This is a genomic window from Cupriavidus sp. 96C5-1 (assembly GCF_057798855.1).
On the sequence record NZ_JBYOJU010000033.1, the window covers coordinates 77,767 to 95,852 of the forward strand.

Annotated in this window: 14 protein-coding genes and 1 pseudogene; 5 read left to right on the forward strand and 10 right to left on the reverse strand. The window is 62.9% G+C overall.

The features are described from left to right. The first annotated feature begins 111 nt into the window (after positions 1-111). On the forward strand, positions 112-1,704 hold the full coding sequence (locus tag AC3FOF_RS29780) for a winged helix-turn-helix domain-containing tetratricopeptide repeat protein (protein ID WP_488728641.1): 1,593 nt from the start codon (positions 112-114) through the stop codon (positions 1,702-1,704). Positions 1,705-1,961: 257 nt separating this feature from the next. Here AC3FOF_RS29780 and AC3FOF_RS29785 read toward each other — a convergent pair whose 3' ends face one another. Then, positions 1,962-2,930: an NAD-dependent epimerase/dehydratase family protein gene (locus AC3FOF_RS29785; RefSeq protein WP_488728642.1), complete on the reverse strand. Its 969-nt coding sequence runs from the start codon at positions 2,928-2,930 to the stop codon at positions 1,962-1,964. Between the two features lie 215 nt (positions 2,931-3,145). On the opposite strand from AC3FOF_RS29785, the gene AC3FOF_RS29790 reads away from it, so the two are divergent. After that, positions 3,146-4,051 (forward strand): LysR family transcriptional regulator, encoded by a 906-nt coding sequence (locus AC3FOF_RS29790; RefSeq protein WP_488728643.1) that lies wholly within the window; start codon positions 3,146-3,148, stop codon positions 4,049-4,051. A gap of 84 nt (positions 4,052-4,135) precedes the next feature. On the opposite strand, the pseudogene AC3FOF_RS29795 reads toward AC3FOF_RS29790, so the two are convergent. Both AC3FOF_RS29795 and AC3FOF_RS29800 read right to left on the reverse strand, forming a co-directional pair. Further along, positions 4,136-4,264 (reverse strand): annotated as a pseudogene (locus AC3FOF_RS29795) (IS5/IS1182 family transposase); the annotation flags it as partial. A gap of 56 nt (positions 4,265-4,320) precedes the next feature. Then, the gene (locus AC3FOF_RS29800; protein WP_488728644.1) at positions 4,321-5,229 is read right to left on the reverse strand and encodes a LysR substrate-binding domain-containing protein; all 909 of its coding nucleotides are present in this window, start codon (positions 5,227-5,229) and stop codon (positions 4,321-4,323) included. 128 nt (positions 5,230-5,357) lie between these two features. On the opposite strand from AC3FOF_RS29800, the gene AC3FOF_RS29805 reads away from it, so the two are divergent. Then, a complete protein-coding gene (locus AC3FOF_RS29805; RefSeq protein ID WP_488728645.1) occupies positions 5,358-6,764 on the forward strand; it encodes an FAD-binding oxidoreductase in 1,407 nt (468 codons plus the stop codon). A 353-nt stretch (positions 6,765-7,117) separates the two neighbouring features. Here the strand turns inward: AC3FOF_RS29805 and AC3FOF_RS29810 are convergent, their stop codons facing one another. Then, positions 7,118-9,529, reverse strand: a complete 2,412-nt coding sequence (locus AC3FOF_RS29810) for an acylase (RefSeq protein ID WP_017230157.1) — start codon at positions 9,527-9,529, stop codon at positions 7,118-7,120. Positions 9,530-9,711: 182 nt separating this feature from the next. Here AC3FOF_RS29810 and AC3FOF_RS29815 point away from each other — a divergent pair, with 182 nt between their 5' ends. Both AC3FOF_RS29815 and AC3FOF_RS29820 read left to right on the forward strand, forming a co-directional pair. Then, positions 9,712-10,728: a GlxA family transcriptional regulator gene (locus AC3FOF_RS29815; protein ID WP_488728646.1), complete on the forward strand. Its 1,017-nt coding sequence runs from the start codon at positions 9,712-9,714 to the stop codon at positions 10,726-10,728. A 114-nt stretch (positions 10,729-10,842) separates the two neighbouring features. Next, a complete protein-coding gene (locus tag AC3FOF_RS29820) occupies positions 10,843-11,553 on the forward strand; it encodes a 4'-phosphopantetheinyl transferase family protein (RefSeq protein WP_488728647.1) in 711 nt (236 codons plus the stop codon). 153 nt (positions 11,554-11,706) lie between these two features. On the opposite strand, the gene fabD is transcribed toward AC3FOF_RS29820, so the two are convergent. From fabD to AC3FOF_RS29850, 6 genes are all read right to left on the reverse strand, one after another. Then, on the reverse strand, positions 11,707-12,636 hold the full coding sequence (gene fabD, locus AC3FOF_RS29825; protein WP_017230160.1) for an ACP S-malonyltransferase: 930 nt from the start codon (positions 12,634-12,636) through the stop codon (positions 11,707-11,709). 38 nt (positions 12,637-12,674) lie between these two features. Beyond that, positions 12,675-13,100, reverse strand: coding sequence for a hypothetical protein (locus AC3FOF_RS29830; protein ID WP_017230161.1), 426 nt, complete (start codon positions 13,098-13,100; stop codon positions 12,675-12,677). 54 nt (positions 13,101-13,154) lie between these two features. Further along, positions 13,155-14,459 (reverse strand): hypothetical protein, encoded by a 1,305-nt coding sequence (locus tag AC3FOF_RS29835; protein WP_488728648.1) that lies wholly within the window; start codon positions 14,457-14,459, stop codon positions 13,155-13,157. Further along, positions 14,449-15,366, reverse strand: coding sequence for an outer membrane lipoprotein-sorting protein (locus AC3FOF_RS29840; protein ID WP_488728649.1), 918 nt, complete (start codon positions 15,364-15,366; stop codon positions 14,449-14,451). Before AC3FOF_RS29840 ends, AC3FOF_RS29835 begins: the two co-directional genes overlap by 11 nt. Next, on the reverse strand, positions 15,305-17,635 hold the full coding sequence (locus AC3FOF_RS29845; RefSeq protein WP_488728650.1) for an efflux RND transporter permease subunit: 2,331 nt from the start codon (positions 17,633-17,635) through the stop codon (positions 15,305-15,307). Before AC3FOF_RS29845 ends, AC3FOF_RS29840 begins: the two co-directional genes overlap by 62 nt. A gap of 81 nt (positions 17,636-17,716) precedes the next feature. Beyond that, positions 17,717-18,073, reverse strand: coding sequence for a hypothetical protein (locus tag AC3FOF_RS29850; RefSeq protein WP_488728651.1), 357 nt, complete (start codon positions 18,071-18,073; stop codon positions 17,717-17,719). Positions 18,074-18,086: the final 13 nt, after the last annotated feature.

An 18,086-nucleotide genomic window follows, 5' to 3' on the forward strand; every position in this document is an offset into this window, starting at 1 on the left:
TGGACCAAAGGGCTGCAGTGGGGAGCAGTATCGTGATAGCCAGCGCTGGAGTATTGAAGGGCTGCCGAATAAAGTCCGAATAATTCCCGAACCGTTGCCGCACGGAGCCATATGCAGGGACAGCGTTTCACCTTCGGTCCGTTCTTACTCAATCTCGACGACGGGACGCTCCAGCGGCAGGGGGAGCGCGTGGCGGTCGGGCGCCGGGGCATCCTGCTTCTGGCCGCTCTGCTCAAGCGGCAGGGCGAGATCGTCACCAAGGCGGATCTCATGGACGCGGCTTGGCCCCGGACCCCTGTCGAGGAGAGCAATCTTTCGGTCCAGATCGCTCTACTGCGAAAAGCGGTTGGCCTCGCGCCCGATGGCGACGCATGGATCGCCACCGTTCCGCGCATCGGATATTGTTTCAAGAGCCCTGTTGCAACGCCTAAAGAGGCAGCCGGCCTGCATTCACCCAAGCCGTCGCTGGCGGTCCTGCCGTTCGCCAGTCTCAGCAACGATACCGGTCAGGACTTCTTTGCCGAAGGGCTGGCGGACGAGATCATAACGACGTTGTCGAAGGTCCCGGGCCTGATCGTGATTGCCCGAAGCTCCAGCTTTGCCTACAAGGGCATGTCCGTGGACGTGCGACGTATCGCAAGCAAGCTCGGCACCCGCTACATCATCGAAGGGAGTATTCGGACGTGCGGCGGCCGCATTCGCGTGGTCGCGCAATTGAGTGATGGGATCAGCGGTAGCCAGTTGTGGACCGAACGATATGACCGGGAACTCAATGACATATTCACGGTGCAGGACGAGGTCGCTCGCAAGATCGTTGCCGAGCTAAGCGCCGCGTTGAACCCCGTTGAGGTTGCGCTGTGGCCTCGCGATGTATCCGGTGGGACGACGCATATGGAAGCCTACCAGTGCTTTCTGCGAGGCCGAGCGATGCAGCGGGGCGCGACGCAGAACATTGCCGTCTTTGAGAGAACGTGCGAGCTGTTCCGACAGGCGATCGCTCTCGATCCCGACTATCCGTCGCCCTATGCCGCTCTGGGCATGGCCCTTGCCCAAGCCTACTACAACCGCTGGAGTGACGACCCCCAACGCTCGCTCGCCGAAGCCGAAGCGCTGGTCGAAAAAGCCATCGAGCGTGATCCGGGTGAACCGTTCTCGCATGGCGTGGCTGCGTTGGTCGCGATGTACCGGAAGGACTTCAGTCGCTGGGCGCTCGAAGTCGAAGAAGCGCTCTCGCTCAACCCGAACTTCGCCCCGGCGCTGTCTCTGCGGGCGACGCTGAACATCTATTCGGGGCACCCCCGGTCGGCGATTCGCGATCTGGAGCGGGCCATGCAGCTTGACCCGTATTTCACCCAGGGCTATCTGCACCACCTCGGCGTAGCCCATATTGTTTCCGGCGACTACGAGACGGCTGTCGCGATCCTGCGAGAACGCATTCTGCTGGTCCCTGAGACAGACATGAGCCGGGCCTATCTTGCTTCAGCGTTGGGAAATCTTGGTTATCTCGACGAAGCGCGAGGCGTCTGGAACGAGCTCATCGCCATCAACCCTAGCTACTCGTTCGCCGATCGAATTGCTTGCATGCCCTTCAGGATTCCGGCGGACCTGGCTCGCATCGCGAATGGGCTGGAAAGAGCCGGATTGCTCACCTCTTCCAACGCGCTTCCCCTGGTACACGCAGTGCCGCGAGTTACGCGACGATAGCCAGTTCGTCGACTGCGATACCGTCGAACAAACGCCAATTGTCACCGGATTCCGGCCGGGAATCGGCTGGCTACTGTCCGGCGGCGATCCTTCGTTCCCGGCCGCCGTCCATGCCCGCCTGATCGAAGGCGAGAACGGCACGCACGACCCCTGTCCTGCGCTCGACAGCGCGCCGAGCACGAGACCGGCAACAGCGCAAGCGTTGATGATGCGGCGCTGGAAAGCGATGGAGGTGGGGTGGTTCATGGCCATCTTCCTCAGGCAATCGCGGCGGAAAGAATGCGCGTCTTCGGAATGGCCGCCAGCATCTGGCGGACACCTTCCACGTACGGCGTCTTGTGGATCGGCCCGATCAGCCGCTGCAACGCCGAGTCGTCCATGACCAGCGGCTCGGTCATCAGGTAGTTCATCTCGACCATCTCGCGCATGAAGGGGTTGAACAGGCCGATCAGGCGCAGCATCGTCTTGCCCGCGACACGCAGCTTGAGCTTCGCGCCGGTCTGGCGCTCCATCTCCGCGACCAGCTCGCGCTGGCTCGTGGCGCCGGCACCCGCGAGATGCCAGATCTTGCCGAAGCCGGCCGGCGTCTCGACGAGCCGCGCCACCACCGGCCCCACGTCTGGCACGAAGACGAACTCGTGCGGGCGGTCGAGCGGGCCGACCATGTCGGCGGTGCCACCGTTCACTGCCGCCTGCGCGGCGCGGTGCAGCAGGCTGGCCTCGACGCCGGGGCCGTAGAAATCCGGCAGGCGCAGCACGGTCGCGCGAATGCGGCCGTCGGCGTGGGCCTGCATCAGCAAGTCTTCCTGGGCCTTGCGCATGTGACCCTTGAAAGTGTGCGGCTCGCGGGGATGGTCTTCGCGCACCGGGTTGGACTGCGCCCGGCCGTAGGGATACACGGTGCCGATCAGGATCAGGTGCTTGACCCCGGCGGCCACCGCACCATCCAGCGTCTTGCGCATCAGCTCCGGGTGCAGCTCGAACTGCCAGTAATTCACGCCGACCATGTAGATCAGCGTGTCCACACCCTCAGCCGCGGCGCGTACCGAGGCCGGCGAGTCCGGATTCCAGGTGACGATCTCGGCCAGCGGGTCGTGGCCGAAGGCCTTGCGCAGGCTGGCTTCGCTGCGGCCCACGACGCGGTAGGGGCGGCCCTGGCTGCCGAACGCGGCGGCGATGCTCTGGCCGATAACGCCAGCGGCGCCGAACAATGCGACTTTGGACATGGTGGTTTCTTTTCAGTGAGAGGGTCAGAGGAACAACTTGCGAAGGGCTGCGGCAAGCCAGGCCGCCCGCCCGAGGCTGGGCGATGGCGGCGGCTCGATGCATCGTGGACTCCGTTGCGTTGAGCGGTTTTGCTGCGAATGGCTGCAGTTTGCGGATGGACAGGCAATAAGGAAATTGCCTAGAATCCGCTAGCAGCTATAGAAATTTGCATACCATGGCCGACAACGAACCGAATTGGGAGTGGTACCGGAGCTTTCTCCAAGTCCTGGAGACGGGCTCGCTGTCCGCTGCGGGCCGGGCGCTGGGCCTGACGCAACCGACCGTAGGCCGGCACATCGACAGCCTGGAGGCCGCACTGGGACTGAAGCTTTTCACCCGCTCCTTCGACGGCTTCGCGCCCACCGACGCCGCGCGGGAGCTGCGGCCCTATGCCGCCGGTATCGCCGCCACGGCGGCCGCTCTGCGCCGGGCTGCCAGCAGCCACGGATCAGGTGTTCGCGGTACGGTGCGGCTGACGGCCAGCGAGGTCATCGGCGTCGAGGTTCTGCCGCCGATCCTGGCGGCGCTGCACAGCGAGCACCCCGAACTGGTCATCGAACTGATGCTGTCCAACCGGGCTGACGATCTGCTGCATCGCGAGGCGGACATCGCGGTGCGCATGTTCCAGCCGGTGCAAGAGGCGCTGGTGGTCAAGCGCGTGGGAGGGATTGAACTGGGTCTGCATGCACACGAGCGCTATCTGGCCGCTCGAGGTATGCCCAATTCGATGGACGCCTTGTCCCGCCACGCGGTCATCGGCTTCGACCACGAGAACGCCTACATTCGCCGGCTTCAGGAGAAAGTTCCGGCTTTGTCGCGGGATCGCTTCGCGTTTCGGGCTGACAGCGACCTGGCGCAACTGGGTGCGATCCGCGCAGGCTTCGGCATCGGTATCTGCCAGTCGGCGCTGGCCGCCAGGGACAAGCAGTTGGTTCGGGTCTTACGTAGCCAGTTCTCGCTGACGATGGATACCTGGATCGCCATGCATGAGGATTTGCGGGCCAGCGCGCGCTGCGCGGTAACTTTCGCGGCGCTGGCGGCCGGGTTGGCGGCTTACATCCGCGCTGGCGATCAAGGCTGATTCGTTTCGACGAGTGCTTCCACGCTCGCCATCAATTCGGCCACGTTGCACTCCAGCGCGTTGGCGATCTTGCAGATGATCGCCATCGACGGCCATATGCACCTTGCTTCCTCGCGTGCGCTTGTACCCGTCGTAGCCCGCTCTTGGCCCGCTCCCGCACGTGGACTGAAGCGTGCGTCCGTCGAGAATCACCGCGCCTGGCTGCCCCTGCCGCTCCATCGCCCCGCGCCGACGCGCGGCAGAAATGACAGGAAGAATGCAGGCTCCGCTCAGTCCATGGCCCGCATCCAAGTTGCAAAAGCCTCAATGTCCGCTTGCCTCACGTTCTGGGCCATGGCGACAAGGTAGAAGCCATAGCCTGGCAGCGACAGCGGATGGGCCTTGACGAGTGTCCCGGATCTCAGCTCATGGCCCACCACGACGTCGCTGCAGATCGCGATCCCCTGCGCGGCGACCACGGCGTCGATGGCATGCAGTTCTTCCCGGAAACTCAGCGCCCACGTCTTGTCGGCCGCCTTCAAGCTCGGATCGATCAGGCTCGCGGTCGCCAGCCATTGCTGCCATGTGGGGGCGTTCGGATCCCGGGTCATCCAGTCGAAATGGATCAGGGGGAAGCGCATCAAATCTGAGGCGCGCTCGATGGCGTGTCCATCCTTGAGCAGTAGCGCCGGGCTGCAGACCGGGAAAAACGTGTCCCGACAGATTTCCCGCACGACGAATCCTGCCGGCATGGTCCGGGCATAGCGGATCGCCACATCGGCGTCACCCGCCCGAAGGTCCAGGATCGCGTCCGTTCCGATGATCTCAAGCGCGATGTCGGGGTATCGCTCCCGCCACTGCGGCAGACGCGGAACCAGCCATCGGCTCGCAAACGCGTTGGGGCTCGTGACGCGCAGCGGATTCGGCGCCCTGGACTCAGCCATCCCGGCCACCGCGCCCAGGAGGGCATCGAAACCATCGCGCAGCGCCGGATACAGCCTCGCACCCGCACCCGTAAGCACCGGAGGCCGCGGTTGGCGCTGGAACAGGCGGTGCCCGCACGTCTCTTCCAACAGTCGGATCTGATGGCTGATGGCCGTGGGCGTCACATGGAGCTCAGCGGCCGCCGCCTTGAAACTGCCAAGCCTGGCGGCAGCCTCGAAGGCCTGCAGCGATCGCAGAGGAGGCAGCTTTCTCATGGATGTAGATGAATTCTCCTCACCTGGAGCTGAGTTCTTTGATTTTGCCATGCGAAAGGGCGCGTGACAGTATGCTCCCAGTCGGATGGGATTGCCCCCCCCGATCGAACCGAAAAATGGGGGTAAGTATGGACACTGGACAACGGGTCAGCCGTCTCTGGGCCGATCGGCCGGCCGCAGTTCTCGATACCTTGCGGCGCAAACTCGATGGAGATGTGGTCCTCCCGGACGATCCCGGCTACGAGGAAGCGCGCAAGGTCTGGAACGGCGCGGTGGACAAGCGGCCAGCCATGGTCGTGTACTGCGCCAGCACGGCCGATGTCATCGAAGCGGTGACCTTCGCCCGCTCGGGCAACCACCTTGTAGCGGTCCGCAGCGGCGGACACAATGTGGCGGGCCTGTCGGTTTGCGACGATGGGATCGTCATCGATCTGTCCCGCATGAAGCACATTGCCGTCGACCCGGCGCGGCGCGTGGCCCGCGCCGAAGCCGGCCTGAGCCTCGCCGAGTTCGATGCCGCCACACAGGCCCATGGACTGGCCACCACAATGGGCGTCAATAGCGACACGGGCATTGCCGGACTGACCTTGGGCGGCGGGTTCGGCAAGCTGGGGCGCAAACACGGCCTGGCCTGTGACAACCTTCTGGCCGCAGAAGTCGTGCTCGCGGATGGCAGGCTCGTGAAAGCCAGCGCCGTCGAGAACGAGGACCTGTTCTGGGGACTACGCGGAGGTGGCGGCAACTTCGGCATTGTCACCACCTTTGAATACCAGCTTCACCCGGTCGGGCCGGTACTGCTGGTCGGGTCGGTGCTCCACCCCTACGGCCGCGCGCGCGATGCGATGCGGTTCTACGATGATTTCTGCGCCCAGGCCCCGGACGAACTCAGTGTGGACGCCGCCCTGGTAACGGCCCCGTCGGGTGAGCGCTTCTTCAACATCTCGGCCTGCTACTGCGGAGCGAACGAGGCCGGCGAGCGCGTCATCCGTCCACTCCTGGAGCACGGCGCCCCGCTCGAGAGCAAGCTAGACCGGGTTCCATACCTTCAGATCCAGTCCGGCGGCGACAGTCTCTTTCCGCGCGGACGCCGCTACTACTGGAAGGCGCAGTATCTGCACACGCTCACCGACGCCGCGATCGACACCCTTCTCGAGACCTATGCGCGTGCGCCTTCGGCTTCCTCGCTGCTGGTGTTCCAGCACGTCGGCGGCGCCATTGCCCGCGTTCCCGCATCGGCAACGCCCTATGCGAATCGCGATGCGCGCTACGACTGCTTCCCCATCTCGATCTGGGATGCTCCGGCAGAGGAAGATGCGGCCATCCGCTGGGCGCGCGACGTGTGGAGCGCCGTCAAGCCCTTTTCGACCGGAGGCGTCTATGCGAACAACCTCGGTGACGAGGGCGAGGACCGCGTGCGTGCCGCCTATGGTGAAAACCACGCGCGCCTCGCCGCGCTCAAAGCTGCGTACGACCCGGCCAATTTCTTTCACCTGAACCAGAACATCAGGCCCTCGGCCTGGAGGGAGCCTATATAGTTCTTGGAAGCTCCATTTTCACATCCACTGCACGGGCTGCGAGGCAGCGGTTCCCTGATCAAAATCAAGCGCTGGATGCGTGGATTTCGGGGCACGCTTACACTGCATCGCCGACCGTGGCAGTGGTCATAGTGGGCATTGCGTGAGACGCCTAACGTTCGACATGAGCAACTGGCGGGTCGGGGGCTTGCTCGGCAGCCGGCATTCGTCAGTTTGTTTTACGTCTCTGGCCGGTCAGCCTGTCCTGCCAGCGGACAGGACAGGCATCGCCGTCTTACGTCGACAGACGGGCGGCGGACATCGCCTATCGATGGCGGCGCGGGGCTGGCGGCCCCGCTCCCAACGCCGCCGGCTTACTGGCTCAGCCGCGTTACCTTCAATTGCGGGTCCGCCGCAATTGCCCGCTCGCTGAACGGCAGCCGCACCCACCGCTTGGCGGAGTACTCCGCCATCTGGTCAAAGGCGTGCGGCGACTGCTGATCTACCGACTGGCCGTACACCAGCAGCGCCTCAGCGACCGGCCCTTGCTCGTCAAAGCCCACGGTCTGCACGTAGCTGGTCCCAAAGTAGACCTGCAGACCCTTGTCCGACACCGGGGTACTTTGCAGCTTGTTGAGCACGCCTTCGTACTCCTCACCGCCGTGCAGGGCGATGCGGCCAGTCGGCGCCGCGGCGGCCTGCACTTGGCCCAGCGGCGCATCCAGCGCGAAGCCGGCAGTGCGCATGGCTCGCACGGCGTCCTTCAGTGCCTTGAAGACCTCGGTGCGCACAGACTCATCGCGCATGCGCAGTCCGCGTGGGGTGTTGACCGGATCGGTGGGGTTGAACTCGATGGCATAGACCTTGGGGATCTTGCTGGCGCGCATCCAGAACTCGCGGAACAGCGGTGCGGCGCGGCTATCGAGGTTGCTGTGGCGGTCCCACTTGCGCAGCGCCGTGCAGCCGTCGCTCAGGTCGGCGTCTTTGGTGTCGAGGCAGGCATTGAGCAGGTCATCCAGCACGAGTTCGCCGGAGAGGTTGCGGTCGCGGAACAGCACGGCCTGCAGGCTGGGCACGTCAAAGCGGTTGCCGGGCAGGCCGTCCTCCCCCGAGAGGCGGCGGCCGATTTCCATCAGGCCAACGCGTGTGCGCAGGCGTTGCGCAACTTCGGTGGGACCCAGCACCGGTGAGAAGCCGGTCAGCTTCTGGCTGGGGTTGGACAGCCACGAACTGTCATTGCTGTTGGCGACATAATCATCGCGTACCAGCACGGGCATGGCGTTGGGGGCCACCAGCCCCGGTACTGGCGATGCCGCGTCCACCGTCCAGTTGCAGCTAGCCCGCGTGCCGTCCAGCAGGACCATGCCCGTGCCTTGCATCAGCTTGGCGGCCAGCGCGGCGCTGTCGCCGGCCGGCGCGCATTGCTTGAGCATGGCGGCCGACACGTTGGGCGCGACCGATACGTCGGCAAGCATGGCGCGGCCTTCGCGGTCGGTGGCAATGGTGTTGACCCAAGGAATGCCCAGGCGGCCAATGGCGGTGCGGATGCCAGCCACGTCGCGCGCGCGGCCGATATCAAGCCAGGTGTCGACCGAACGCGTGTTGTTGCGGTTGGCGTCGCGCAGCGCGTAGGCCTTTTGCGCGGACCACGGCAGGCCGGCCGATGGCATGGACAGCACCGGGCCGTATTCGGTCATGTAGAAGGTGTGCGAGCGCTGCTCGGTACGGCCGTCGGGCAGTTTTGCCGCATAGCTGACGGTGCGCGGGGTCATCTTGCGCGGCGCGCCGTCCACCAGGTAGGTGGTGGGGTCGCCTTCGGCCAGTTTCAGTTCATACAGCGTGAAGCGGCGGGCGGTGGACACGGTGTGTGTCCAAGCCACGTCCTTGTTGAAGCCGATGCTGATAATGGGAAACGATGCAATGGACGCGCCCATGACGTCCAGCTTGCCCGGTACGGTCAGGTGCGCTTCAAAAAAGCGATTGGTGGTGGTCCACGGAAAATGCGGATTTCCCAGCAGCAGGCCGCGCCCGTTCGTTGTGGCTTCCTTGCCAAAGGCCCAGCCGTTGCTGCCGATGGGCGGATCCAGCAGTTGCAGGTCGTTGTTGACGGCTTCGAAGTCGATGCTGGCTACGTCCACCGCCCCCGCCTGTTGCGCGGTCTTGGCACTGCCCGCGGCCCTGGGCGGCACAGCGGCGACAATGCCCGCTGCCAGCGCGCCGGCGCTGGCTTGGATGCTCTTCTCCTCGGCCAGGCGGAACATGTCGATGGCGGTAATGGGCCGCACCCAGTCAGCGTTGCGGCAGCCAGCCGGGCGTTGGGCCGGCGGGGTATCGCGCAGGTAGCGGTTGTAGCCGGCGATATAGCCGCGCAGCAGTTCGCGCGCCTCTGGCGAGGCCTGCGCGTAGCCGGCGCGCAGGGCGTCGTCGTCGATGATGGCGCGGAAGAATGGGTCGGATTCGCTGTTCTTGATGCGCTTGAATGACACCTCGGTACTTTCGTCGGGGCCGAACACGCGCGAGCGATCGCCGCTGACCGTAACGACCTGGTCGGCCATCAGGCAGACGTTGTCCTGCGCGTATGCGTAGCCCATGCCAAAGGCCAGGCTGGCGTAGTCGTTTGCCTTGATATGGGGAATGCCGTAGGCGGTGCGACGGATCTCGGCATTGAGTCCGCTTTCGCTCCAGTTGGCGCTGTCGCTGCCTGCGGTGGCGCAGCCGCCCAGGGTGGCTGCCGCCAGCACGGCGCCGCCAAGTGCGGTCGCGCCGCGCACGATGCGTTGCTTCATTGTGTTGTCTCCTCGTCCTTGTGTCTGTGGGCCCATGGAATGTTGCGCGCCGACAGGCGACGCGCCATTGTGCCGCTGACATGGTCGGGCATCGGGCCCGTGACAGGTAGAGCGGATTCCGCCACAATTGGCGGCGTTCCCGCCATCGGGCAGGCACCTTCCCAACAACAACCCGCCACGCCATGTCTGACGTCTATCTGCTGTGCTACCCCTCGGCCGTTGTCTCCCCCCTTTCCACCGCGGTCGACATGCTGGACATGGCCAACATGCTGGCCTCTATGCAAAGCCGGCGGCGCGGCACGGCGGCGCCTTTTCGCTGGCGGCTGGCGGTAGCCGAGCCGCAACGCTGGCAGGCGCTGGCCAGCGTGCTGCGCTGCCCGTGCGTGCCACTGGAAGAACTGGCCGGCGCAGGCAAGGACGCCATGGTGGTGATCGCGCCACCGTCGTTTGACCACATCGCCGGGCTCGAACATGCGCTGTCGCAACTGGGCCGCGAACGCGCGGCCATTGCGGCAGTTGCTACGCGCGGCGCGCTGGTGGTCGCGCCGTTCACGGCAGTGGCACTTCTGGTCGCCATCGATTTGCCGGCGCAGCGCAAGCTGGCGGTGCCGTGGCTGATTGCCAACTGGTTGCAGCTGAGCGAACCCGCGCGACGGTTGCAGGCCGACCAGCCAGTGGTCAAGAGCGGCAACCTGCTCAGTTCCCGCGCGCTGGATCGCATGCATGCGCTGTTGCTGCAGGCAGTGGCGCAAATCGCCGGCACCCCCCTGGCCCGCACGCTGGGCAACGTCCTGCTGGACCAGCCCGAGCGCGGCGAGGCAGTCAACATCTGGTTGAAGACCGGCGATGCCCCGCGCCTCAGCGTGGTGCTGCGCGCGCGCCGCTATCTGCAGCAGCATCTGGCCGAGCCCTATGACCTGCCGCGGCTGGCAGCGGTGGCGTCCACCAGCGAACGCACGCTGCTGCGGCATTTCATGAAGACAGTGGGCATGTCGCCGCTGCAGTTCCTGCACCGATTGCGGGTTGAGCGTGCCTGCCATCTGCTGGAAGTCTCTACGCTCAGCCTGACCGCCATTGCCGAACAATGCGGCTACCAGGATATGTCCGCCTTCCGCAACTTAGTGCGCCGCCATACGGGCCAGACGCCGGGCGCGCATCGGCGGGCGCATTCGGTGCGGGCGGAATTGCGGGCGGGCTGAGGGGGACTGCGGTCGTGAGATGGCCGGACGTCATCTGATTTTCATTTTTATCGTCACCTATCTGGCGCACTTTAATTTCCCGTTCGTCACCCCCATTTCAACGACATTAGAAACATGAAAGACCTACCCGAAACCGACCATCCACAAGTGTGGCGCGTGCATGTCCCCGACGCCCTCCCCTGGCTCGACGCCCTGCATGGCCTGCTTTCCGCCGAGGAGCAGGCGCGTGTCGCGCGCCTCCGCAGCGCGGCTGGCCGCCATCAGTCCATCCTCGCGCGCGGCATACTACGCAAGCTCCTTGGCGAACGCCTCGAAATCGATGGGCGTGACGTGGTCTTCCGCTTTGGCCCGCACGGTAAGCCTGAGCTGGCGCGGCCCGAGCACGCGAATACGCTGCGTTTCAACGTTTCGCATTCCGGTGCATGGGTGCTGATCGCCATCGCGCGTGGCCAGGATGTCGGTCTGGACGTGGAGTATATGAATGAGCGGACAACGATTGCGCTGCTGGCCGAGCGCATCATGACCGCAGCGGAGCGAAGGCGATTCCTGGCGCTCGATGATGCAGGCCGAAAACGCATGTTCTTTGGCCTGTGGGCCTGCAAGGAGGCCTATGTCAAGGCCATCGGCGCGGGCCTATCGCTACCGCCGGATCAGATCGAGTTCGATGCCGGCTCAGAAGGGCCACCTACCCTGCTGCGTGCTTATGGCGAAACAGCCCCCGGCCGATGGGCACTTGCCATTCTCGACATGCCGCCCGATTACGCCGCGGCGTTGATGGTCGACGGTCCGACATGTATCCCGGCCTACCGGGACACATGCCTCTGAACCGAAATCCGGTGGTTCCATCGCAACAACCTTCGCAATCTCGGCATTCATAGCTACCATATCGTGCCGATTTCCAACCAGCTATCTCACTTTCGGCCATGTGATGGAATCAATCTTGGCGCAGCACGGCTGCGCTCGTGTCTATGCATACACTTACAAGAGTGTTTTCATCGCTTTCTCCATCGCTGCAGGCGTGTTCAATGCCACCGAAAGCATGGTCGGAGATATCCGCTTGTTCAGGTTCGTCAGTACCTCGCCCGGACCGATCTCGAATACCCGAGTCACGCCTCGGCGTTGGAAGCCAGTCATCGTCCCTACCCAATCTACGGGTCGGATCAATTGAAGCGATAGCGACCGCACCATCGTCTTGGTGTCGGCAGGCGCGTGATCGACATTGTGAATCACAGGAAACGCGGGCTTCGAGAAGGAGACATGGCTGAGATAGGCATGGACCGTCGTCATAGCCTTGCCCATCATTGAACTGTGGAAGGGGCCACTGACAGGCAGATTCATCACCATCTTCGCCCCTTCCCTTTTGGCGCTGGGCTTCAGACGCTCAATGGCCCGAAGATGCCCGGCAACGACGACCTGGCCAAGCGCGTTGAAATTGGCCGGCTCTAGCACGTCGTCAAGCGCGGCTTCTTCGCACAGTCGCCTAACCACGGCATCCTCCAGGCCGATGACGGCAGCCATTCCGCCGCCATGCGGAACGGCTTCGGCCATCGCTCTGGCCCGCACCCGCACCAGGTGCATCGCCTCCGTCAGCGTCATCGCTCCGGCAGCGGTGAGCGCGGCGATTTCACCTACGCTGTGACCGGCAGACAGCATCGGAATCTGACCACCCAAATCCGACCAGGCGCGGAACAATGCGACCGACGCGGCGACAACGATCGGCTGCGTGTTGACCGTATCAGCAAGTTGTGCGGAAGAGCCAGAAGCCACCATCTTCCACATATCGAAGCCTAGCGCGTCGGACGCCTCCTCTATTGCGTGCCTGACGACAGGCCACTCCGACCAAGCGTCGAGCATGCCCACTGCCTGGGACCCCTGTCCCGGGAAAACATGTGCAATCCGAAATTCCATGACTCTCTCCACGCCACGAATGGGCCGCAACCGGTTGATCAGAGCGCGCGCCTCAAGGCTTGCCAGGCCGCCAGGCAATGAATCAGGCCAATGGCCAGTGATGTTAGCGACGACCAGAGATCAAACGGCGAGATCTTCATGCCGACAAGCAATGCAGGTATCACCATGGCGCCCCTCAAGGTATAGACGGCTGCGATACCGATCAATGCCCATTTGAAGAAAGGCAGTCTCGGAATCCAACTGGCGGCCGCGAAGTAGTACGCGGCGAAGGCGAAGAAGACAATGGTAATGCCGGATGTGAGCAAGGTCGGAACCCAAGAACCCTGCTCCGCCATCGTAGCGAGCTGCTCGCCAGCACCGAAGAATCGATACGCCCAGGGGCCCTGAACAATGACATAGACGTGAAGCAACGCAACCGCGACGCTGCACCATGCAGCGAACGGTGCCCAAATACTCATCAACATACCCACTCCTTTCGATAAGGTTTCCAACGATGCCCGTCAAGCGTGGCACCGATCTCAAAAACTCCAGCTCAATGTCATCTGCACATTCGCATCCCGCCGCAATGCCGCAAAGGGACTGTCGGCGGGTGCAACGAACTTGCGCGCCACCATTCCCAGCTTGACATGGTCGCTCAGGCGGCGGCTGAACTCGACCTTATACGACCGAGTGTTGTGGCGCAGATCGTGCAGAACTCCAAACAGGATCTCGCCATCGCCGCTTTCGCTGACCCGGTACCGGACCCCGCCAAACAAGCTGCGGGCGAATCGTGAGGGTGGCGCCGATCCATCGCGAAAATCCTGCGACCATTCGAGCAGCAGTCCCAGGTCGCCCGACGGGCGCGCAATGGTGTATTCGCCTCCCGCCACATAGGCGTTGAAAGTCCTGCCTTGCCCAGAACGCCGCAATGCCTCCAGCTTCCACAGCATGCTGCCCTGCGGCAGCTGCAGGGTCATCCCGAGCTGCCGGGTCGCATGGTAGTCGCCTTCCGTGCTCCGGCTGAAGTCCGGCTCACGCCCAACGCCTTTGAAAAAATACAGGCCAACGTCGGCACTGGCGATCTGCCCCGACCAGCGAACTGCCCAATCGTCGCTGCGAAGAAGTCGGCCAAGCCCATGGGTCTGCTGGCTCTCGGGGATCACCTCCAGCCGTTGCCGCCCCTTCTCGCCAATCCCCGGCCGAGGACGGAAGTAAGGTAGCCAGAACACCTCCACCCGGCCATAGCTGTCCAGGAAGCGGGTGTATGACACCATCGGCTGCCCGAGCTTGGCTTCCAGTTCGACATCCGCACGCGGATCAACTTGATTGATGATGTCGACCAGATGGTTGGACTCCGCCACGCCCCAGAACACATTGTCGAAACCCACCCGGAACATCTGGCTACGCTCGCGGAACTCCAGACTCGCCACCCGCAGGTCCACGTAGCGCGCCGCCTTGTCGCGTGCATCAATGCGCGCATAGGGAGACACTTCCAGCTCCCAGGCTTCCTCGCTGCCGAAACGCGCCTTCCAGACCGGATTCAACAGCACTGCCGCTGTATCGCGCGCCTGGTTCGGATCCTCCGGCGATTCGGCAAACACGCGTGTCTCGACGGCAACGGATCCCTGCAACGCCGGCAGGTCGGCGCTTGCCGCGCCGGACCACAGCGCCAGCACCCAGGCGAGGCAAGCACCACCACGGGTGCCGGAGGGCGCCCCGTGCTCCTTGCATCCGTGCCGCCGCGAGGCAAAATGACATCGCCTTTCCCTCAATCCCATCCCGTTGCGCGCGCGACCGCTTGCGAGCGGAAAAAATGCCAGACCATACTCCGCGTCAACGGACATACTCTAGACGCTGCGGGTCGAAATCCTGTTCGGAGACGCCCGCCCGGAACTGGTAGCTGGAAAAGGTGATGACGGTGGACTTGCCATTCTGGTGATTTTCCATCGTCATGCTGCCCGCCTTCCAGAACTTGTTGACGTATGGCTTGTAGCCGTCGAACTTGAGCGTCTTCAGCAACTCGCTGCGGCGGTCGTAGAACTCGATCTTCAACGGCACATAGTTCTCGCTGTCGACCCAGACCATCTGGCGCGTGTATCCGGACCCCTCATACTTCGGTACGCGCTCCAGCTTGAAAGTCGGCCGATCGCCGAGCTTGTCGTCGCCGTGATACCTGTAGTCATACTTTTGCACTTCCTGCGAGGTCATGTCCTCGAATGCGAATTCGCTGCCCATGAAAGAACCGGCCTTGCTCTCCGACGCGATCCGCTTGGTGCGCTTCAGCGACGGCAGGTACAGCCACTGGTCGTCCGGCTTGGTTGAATGGGAGTAGCTGAGGAATGCCGTGCCACGCGTGTCGGCCGGCGTATCGAACACCATCAGGTATTTGTCGCCATCGCCATCCACCTCCAGCACCGACCCACGGATCTGGCGGGTGCTGGTCTGGCCCTGCTTGTCACGAAGCACCATTTCCATGTTCATCTTGTAGTTCTGGAAACTCTTATCACGGCGCTTCATCTCTTCGGCAATCTGCAAGCCGCGCTGTACCGGGTCGTTGGAGGCGGCGACCACAGTCGCCGCGCAGACGCAGGCAATGGCCGACCAAAGCTTGACTAATCGTTTCATAGGATTCATGGGTGCATAGTTAAAAAAAGCGTGAGCGTTAGCGATGATGCGGGCCAACCGTCCGTCAATCGATCGAAGGAACCGCCATCTTGCCGTCCGGCTGCGCGCGGCGTTGCTGCCACTCATTGTCGAACGCGAACAACAACGGCGGCACCAGCAGCAGATCGACCAAGGCAGCAATACCGATCGTCAGCCCGGACATGATGCCGAGATCGGCGTTCAGATCGAAGTTCGAGAACATCAGTACGCCGAACCCCAGCACGAGCACTAGCGTGGTTGCGAAGATGCTGATCGCGGATGTGCTGTACACGTACTCGATCGCCCGCCGCGATTCCATGCCGAGCCCGCATCGGGCGCGGTGATACTTGAAGATGCTGTGAACGGTGTCGTCGACGATGATCCCGTAGGTCAGCACCGCCACGACAGACACCGACAGCCCGATCTGACCGACCAATGCCCCCCAGAGTCCAAAGGCGAGCAGGCTCGGGATCACGTTGGGGATCAGAGAGATCACCCCCATCTTAAAGCTCTTCAGCAGCACGCCGATCACAACCGAGATCAGAAGGATCTGGAGAACATAACCTTCCATCGTCCCAGATACGTTCATTTCGCCGATCCGCGAGAACATGATCGATGGGCCAGTGCCTTCCGTCTTCATATAAGCCGGCATGTTTTGCCCCACCCATTGCTGGACGCGCTGGTCAAACGCAAGCAACTCGGCCGACGAGATATCCTTGACCACTACCGACAGCTTGCTGGCAGAGCGATCGATGCGAATCTGGTCGTTCAGTTCCAACCCGGGCGGCAACGACATCTCGAACAGCAGCAGGAGCTGCGACGAAGCATCCGCTGCCGCGGGGACCCGGAATGCGGCCGGGTCCCCGCCGTTCATCGTCCGATTGATGCGCTTGACGATATCGCTCAAGGAAGTGACATTGAAGACCTCGGGCTGGGCACGCAGCCACGTTGAGAACTTGTCCAGATTACGCAGGTACTCCGGAGAGGAGACCGATGACCCCTTCGCCGCAGGCACGGAGTACAGTACCTCGTGAACGCCCGACAGGTTATGTGAGATGAAATCGGTATCGCTGCGGAATGCGATTTTCTCGCTAAAGTAGTTGACGAAGTTGTCCTCGAACTTGTTTTGCAGCACGAAGTAGACAGCGGCCGCATTGATCAACAGCGTGATGCCAAAGATCAAGTAACGCCGATCCACCAGCCGCACCACCGCCTTGCCTAGCCACAGGCCGCCTTCATGCAACTCCGGGCGCCCCTTCAGAGGCAGAACCGCGGCCAGTGCAGGAAGCAAGGTAACCGAGAAGACGAACACCGCGATCGAGCCGATACCCAGGAGCAGGCCAAAGTTAGCGATCGGCGGCACGTCGGTCAGCATCATACTGAAGAAGCCAAGCACGTCCGTACCACATGCGACAACGATCAGTGGCAGATTGATCGTGATCGCCTGATGGACCGCATCCCGACGGCTCTCCCCCGCCCCCATCTTCTGCACGACGTAGAGCAGGATGTGCATGCAGTTCGCAACGGCGATCGTCATCAGGATGGTCGGCACAGTCACTGACACCGCCGTGAGCTTGACGTCCAGCAAACCGGCCGCGCCGATCGCCACCAGCACCGAGAAGGTCAGCACCAATAGCGTCGTCAGCATGCCAAGCACGCTGCGCAGTGACAAGAAGATCACCACCATCATGAACAGGTACATCACAGGGGTCAGCGTCTGGATGTCCGCCTGTGCCTGTTCGTCGAACGCATTGTCCAATAACAGGCTGCCGGTCGCGGTGATCTGGAGTTCCGGGAAGTCCGCCTTGATCGTCGAGATCTGCTCGCGCAGGGCCTTGACCGCCGTCGGGATCTCGCTCTCAGACTTCTTGGGCAAGGTGAAGCTGACGCTCACGCCAGCGACATGGCCGCTTGGAGACACGAGCTTCTTGACGAGCAAAGGTTCATTCAACGCAATCTTGGAGATCGTCTGCAGTTCCGCCGGACCTAGTCGCTCCGGGTGCTTTACCAGGTTGCGCACCACCAGGTCATCCTGCCGCACTTCGGCATGCTGGAAGTTGGTCAGCGAATCTACCCGACGCGCGAACGGAAACGTCCACGCAGCCTCGGTGAACCGGTGGATGGCCTCGAGCGTGCGCGGCTCGAACACCGTCCCCCCCTTAGGGGCGAACACCACCAAGGCAGTGCTGTCGTTCGAATACGCGTTCTGCACCAGCTCGTAAGCCTTCAACTGCGGATCGTTCCTGTTGAAGAAGTCCCGGTAGTCGCCGCTAAACCTGACTTTATCCAGACCCGCACAGAATGCCAGGGTCACCAATACCGAGCCGGCGATGACCCACCATCGCCAGCGGATAATCCAGTCTGCATACTTCACCATAATCTTCCCTTGCCTGTCATTCCAAAATCTGATGGCGGCGCCAGCCTATCGAGACATGCGCCACCGAAGAACCTGCCTTGCTCAAATCTCGCGCACCACCTTGCGCTGATTGCCAAGCAAGCCACCGGAGTACTCCGCTCGCCCAAGCTTCGCCTTGACGACATCGCGGAGCGCGGCCAGATCCATCCATCCCTCGCGCTTGATCTTCACTGCCGAGGCGGCTGGGGCGATGTCCTCGATTTCGACCTCCCGCAATTCAGGCAACGCCGCGAGATAGACCTCGCCGATCGCATAGGGAAAAGCACCGCCCTTGCACTCGGTGCGCGACTGCCTCTCCCCACCGCCTTGTTTCCTCGTAGCGTCGGAGACGCAGTCCCTCCGTTTTCTTTCCATGTTCACCAAAGCCACCGGATTCATGCCCTTCTGGTTGATTGCCAAATACTCGAGACAT

What these genes read in the sequence shown, in the direction of transcription:
- AC3FOF_RS29780 (WP_488728641.1), top strand. Translation starts at nt 112, where the DNA reads ATGCAGGGACAGCGTTTCACCTTCGGTCCGTTCTTACTCAATCTCGAC.
- AC3FOF_RS29785 (WP_488728642.1), bottom strand. Translation starts at nt 2,930, where the DNA reads ATGTCCAAAGTCGCATTGTTCGGCGCCGCTGGCGTTATCGGCCAGAGC.
- fabD (WP_017230160.1), bottom strand. Translation starts at nt 12,636, where the DNA reads ATGGAATTTCGGATTGCACATGTTTTCCCGGGACAGGGGTCCCAGGCA.
- AC3FOF_RS29805 (WP_488728645.1), top strand. Translation starts at nt 5,358, where the DNA reads ATGGACACTGGACAACGGGTCAGCCGTCTCTGGGCCGATCGGCCGGCC.
- AC3FOF_RS29810 (WP_017230157.1), bottom strand. Translation starts at nt 9,529, where the DNA reads ATGAAGCAACGCATCGTGCGCGGCGCGACCGCACTTGGCGGCGCCGTG.
- AC3FOF_RS29790 (WP_488728643.1), top strand. Translation starts at nt 3,146, where the DNA reads ATGGCCGACAACGAACCGAATTGGGAGTGGTACCGGAGCTTTCTCCAA.
- AC3FOF_RS29830 (WP_017230161.1), bottom strand. Translation starts at nt 13,100, where the DNA reads ATGTTGATGAGTATTTGGGCACCGTTCGCTGCATGGTGCAGCGTCGCG.
- AC3FOF_RS29820 (WP_488728647.1), top strand. Translation starts at nt 10,843, where the DNA reads ATGAAAGACCTACCCGAAACCGACCATCCACAAGTGTGGCGCGTGCAT.
- AC3FOF_RS29815 (WP_488728646.1), top strand. Translation starts at nt 9,712, where the DNA reads ATGTCTGACGTCTATCTGCTGTGCTACCCCTCGGCCGTTGTCTCCCCC.
- AC3FOF_RS29800 (WP_488728644.1), bottom strand. Translation starts at nt 5,229, where the DNA reads ATGAGAAAGCTGCCTCCTCTGCGATCGCTGCAGGCCTTCGAGGCTGCC.
- AC3FOF_RS29835 (WP_488728648.1), bottom strand. Translation starts at nt 14,459, where the DNA reads ATGTCCGTTGACGCGGAGTATGGTCTGGCATTTTTTCCGCTCGCAAGC.
- AC3FOF_RS29845 (WP_488728650.1), bottom strand. Translation starts at nt 17,635, where the DNA reads ATGGTGAAGTATGCAGACTGGATTATCCGCTGGCGATGGTGGGTCATC.
- AC3FOF_RS29840 (WP_488728649.1), bottom strand. Translation starts at nt 15,366, where the DNA reads ATGAGTGGCAGCAACGCCGCGCGCAGCCGGACGGCAAGATGGCGGTTC.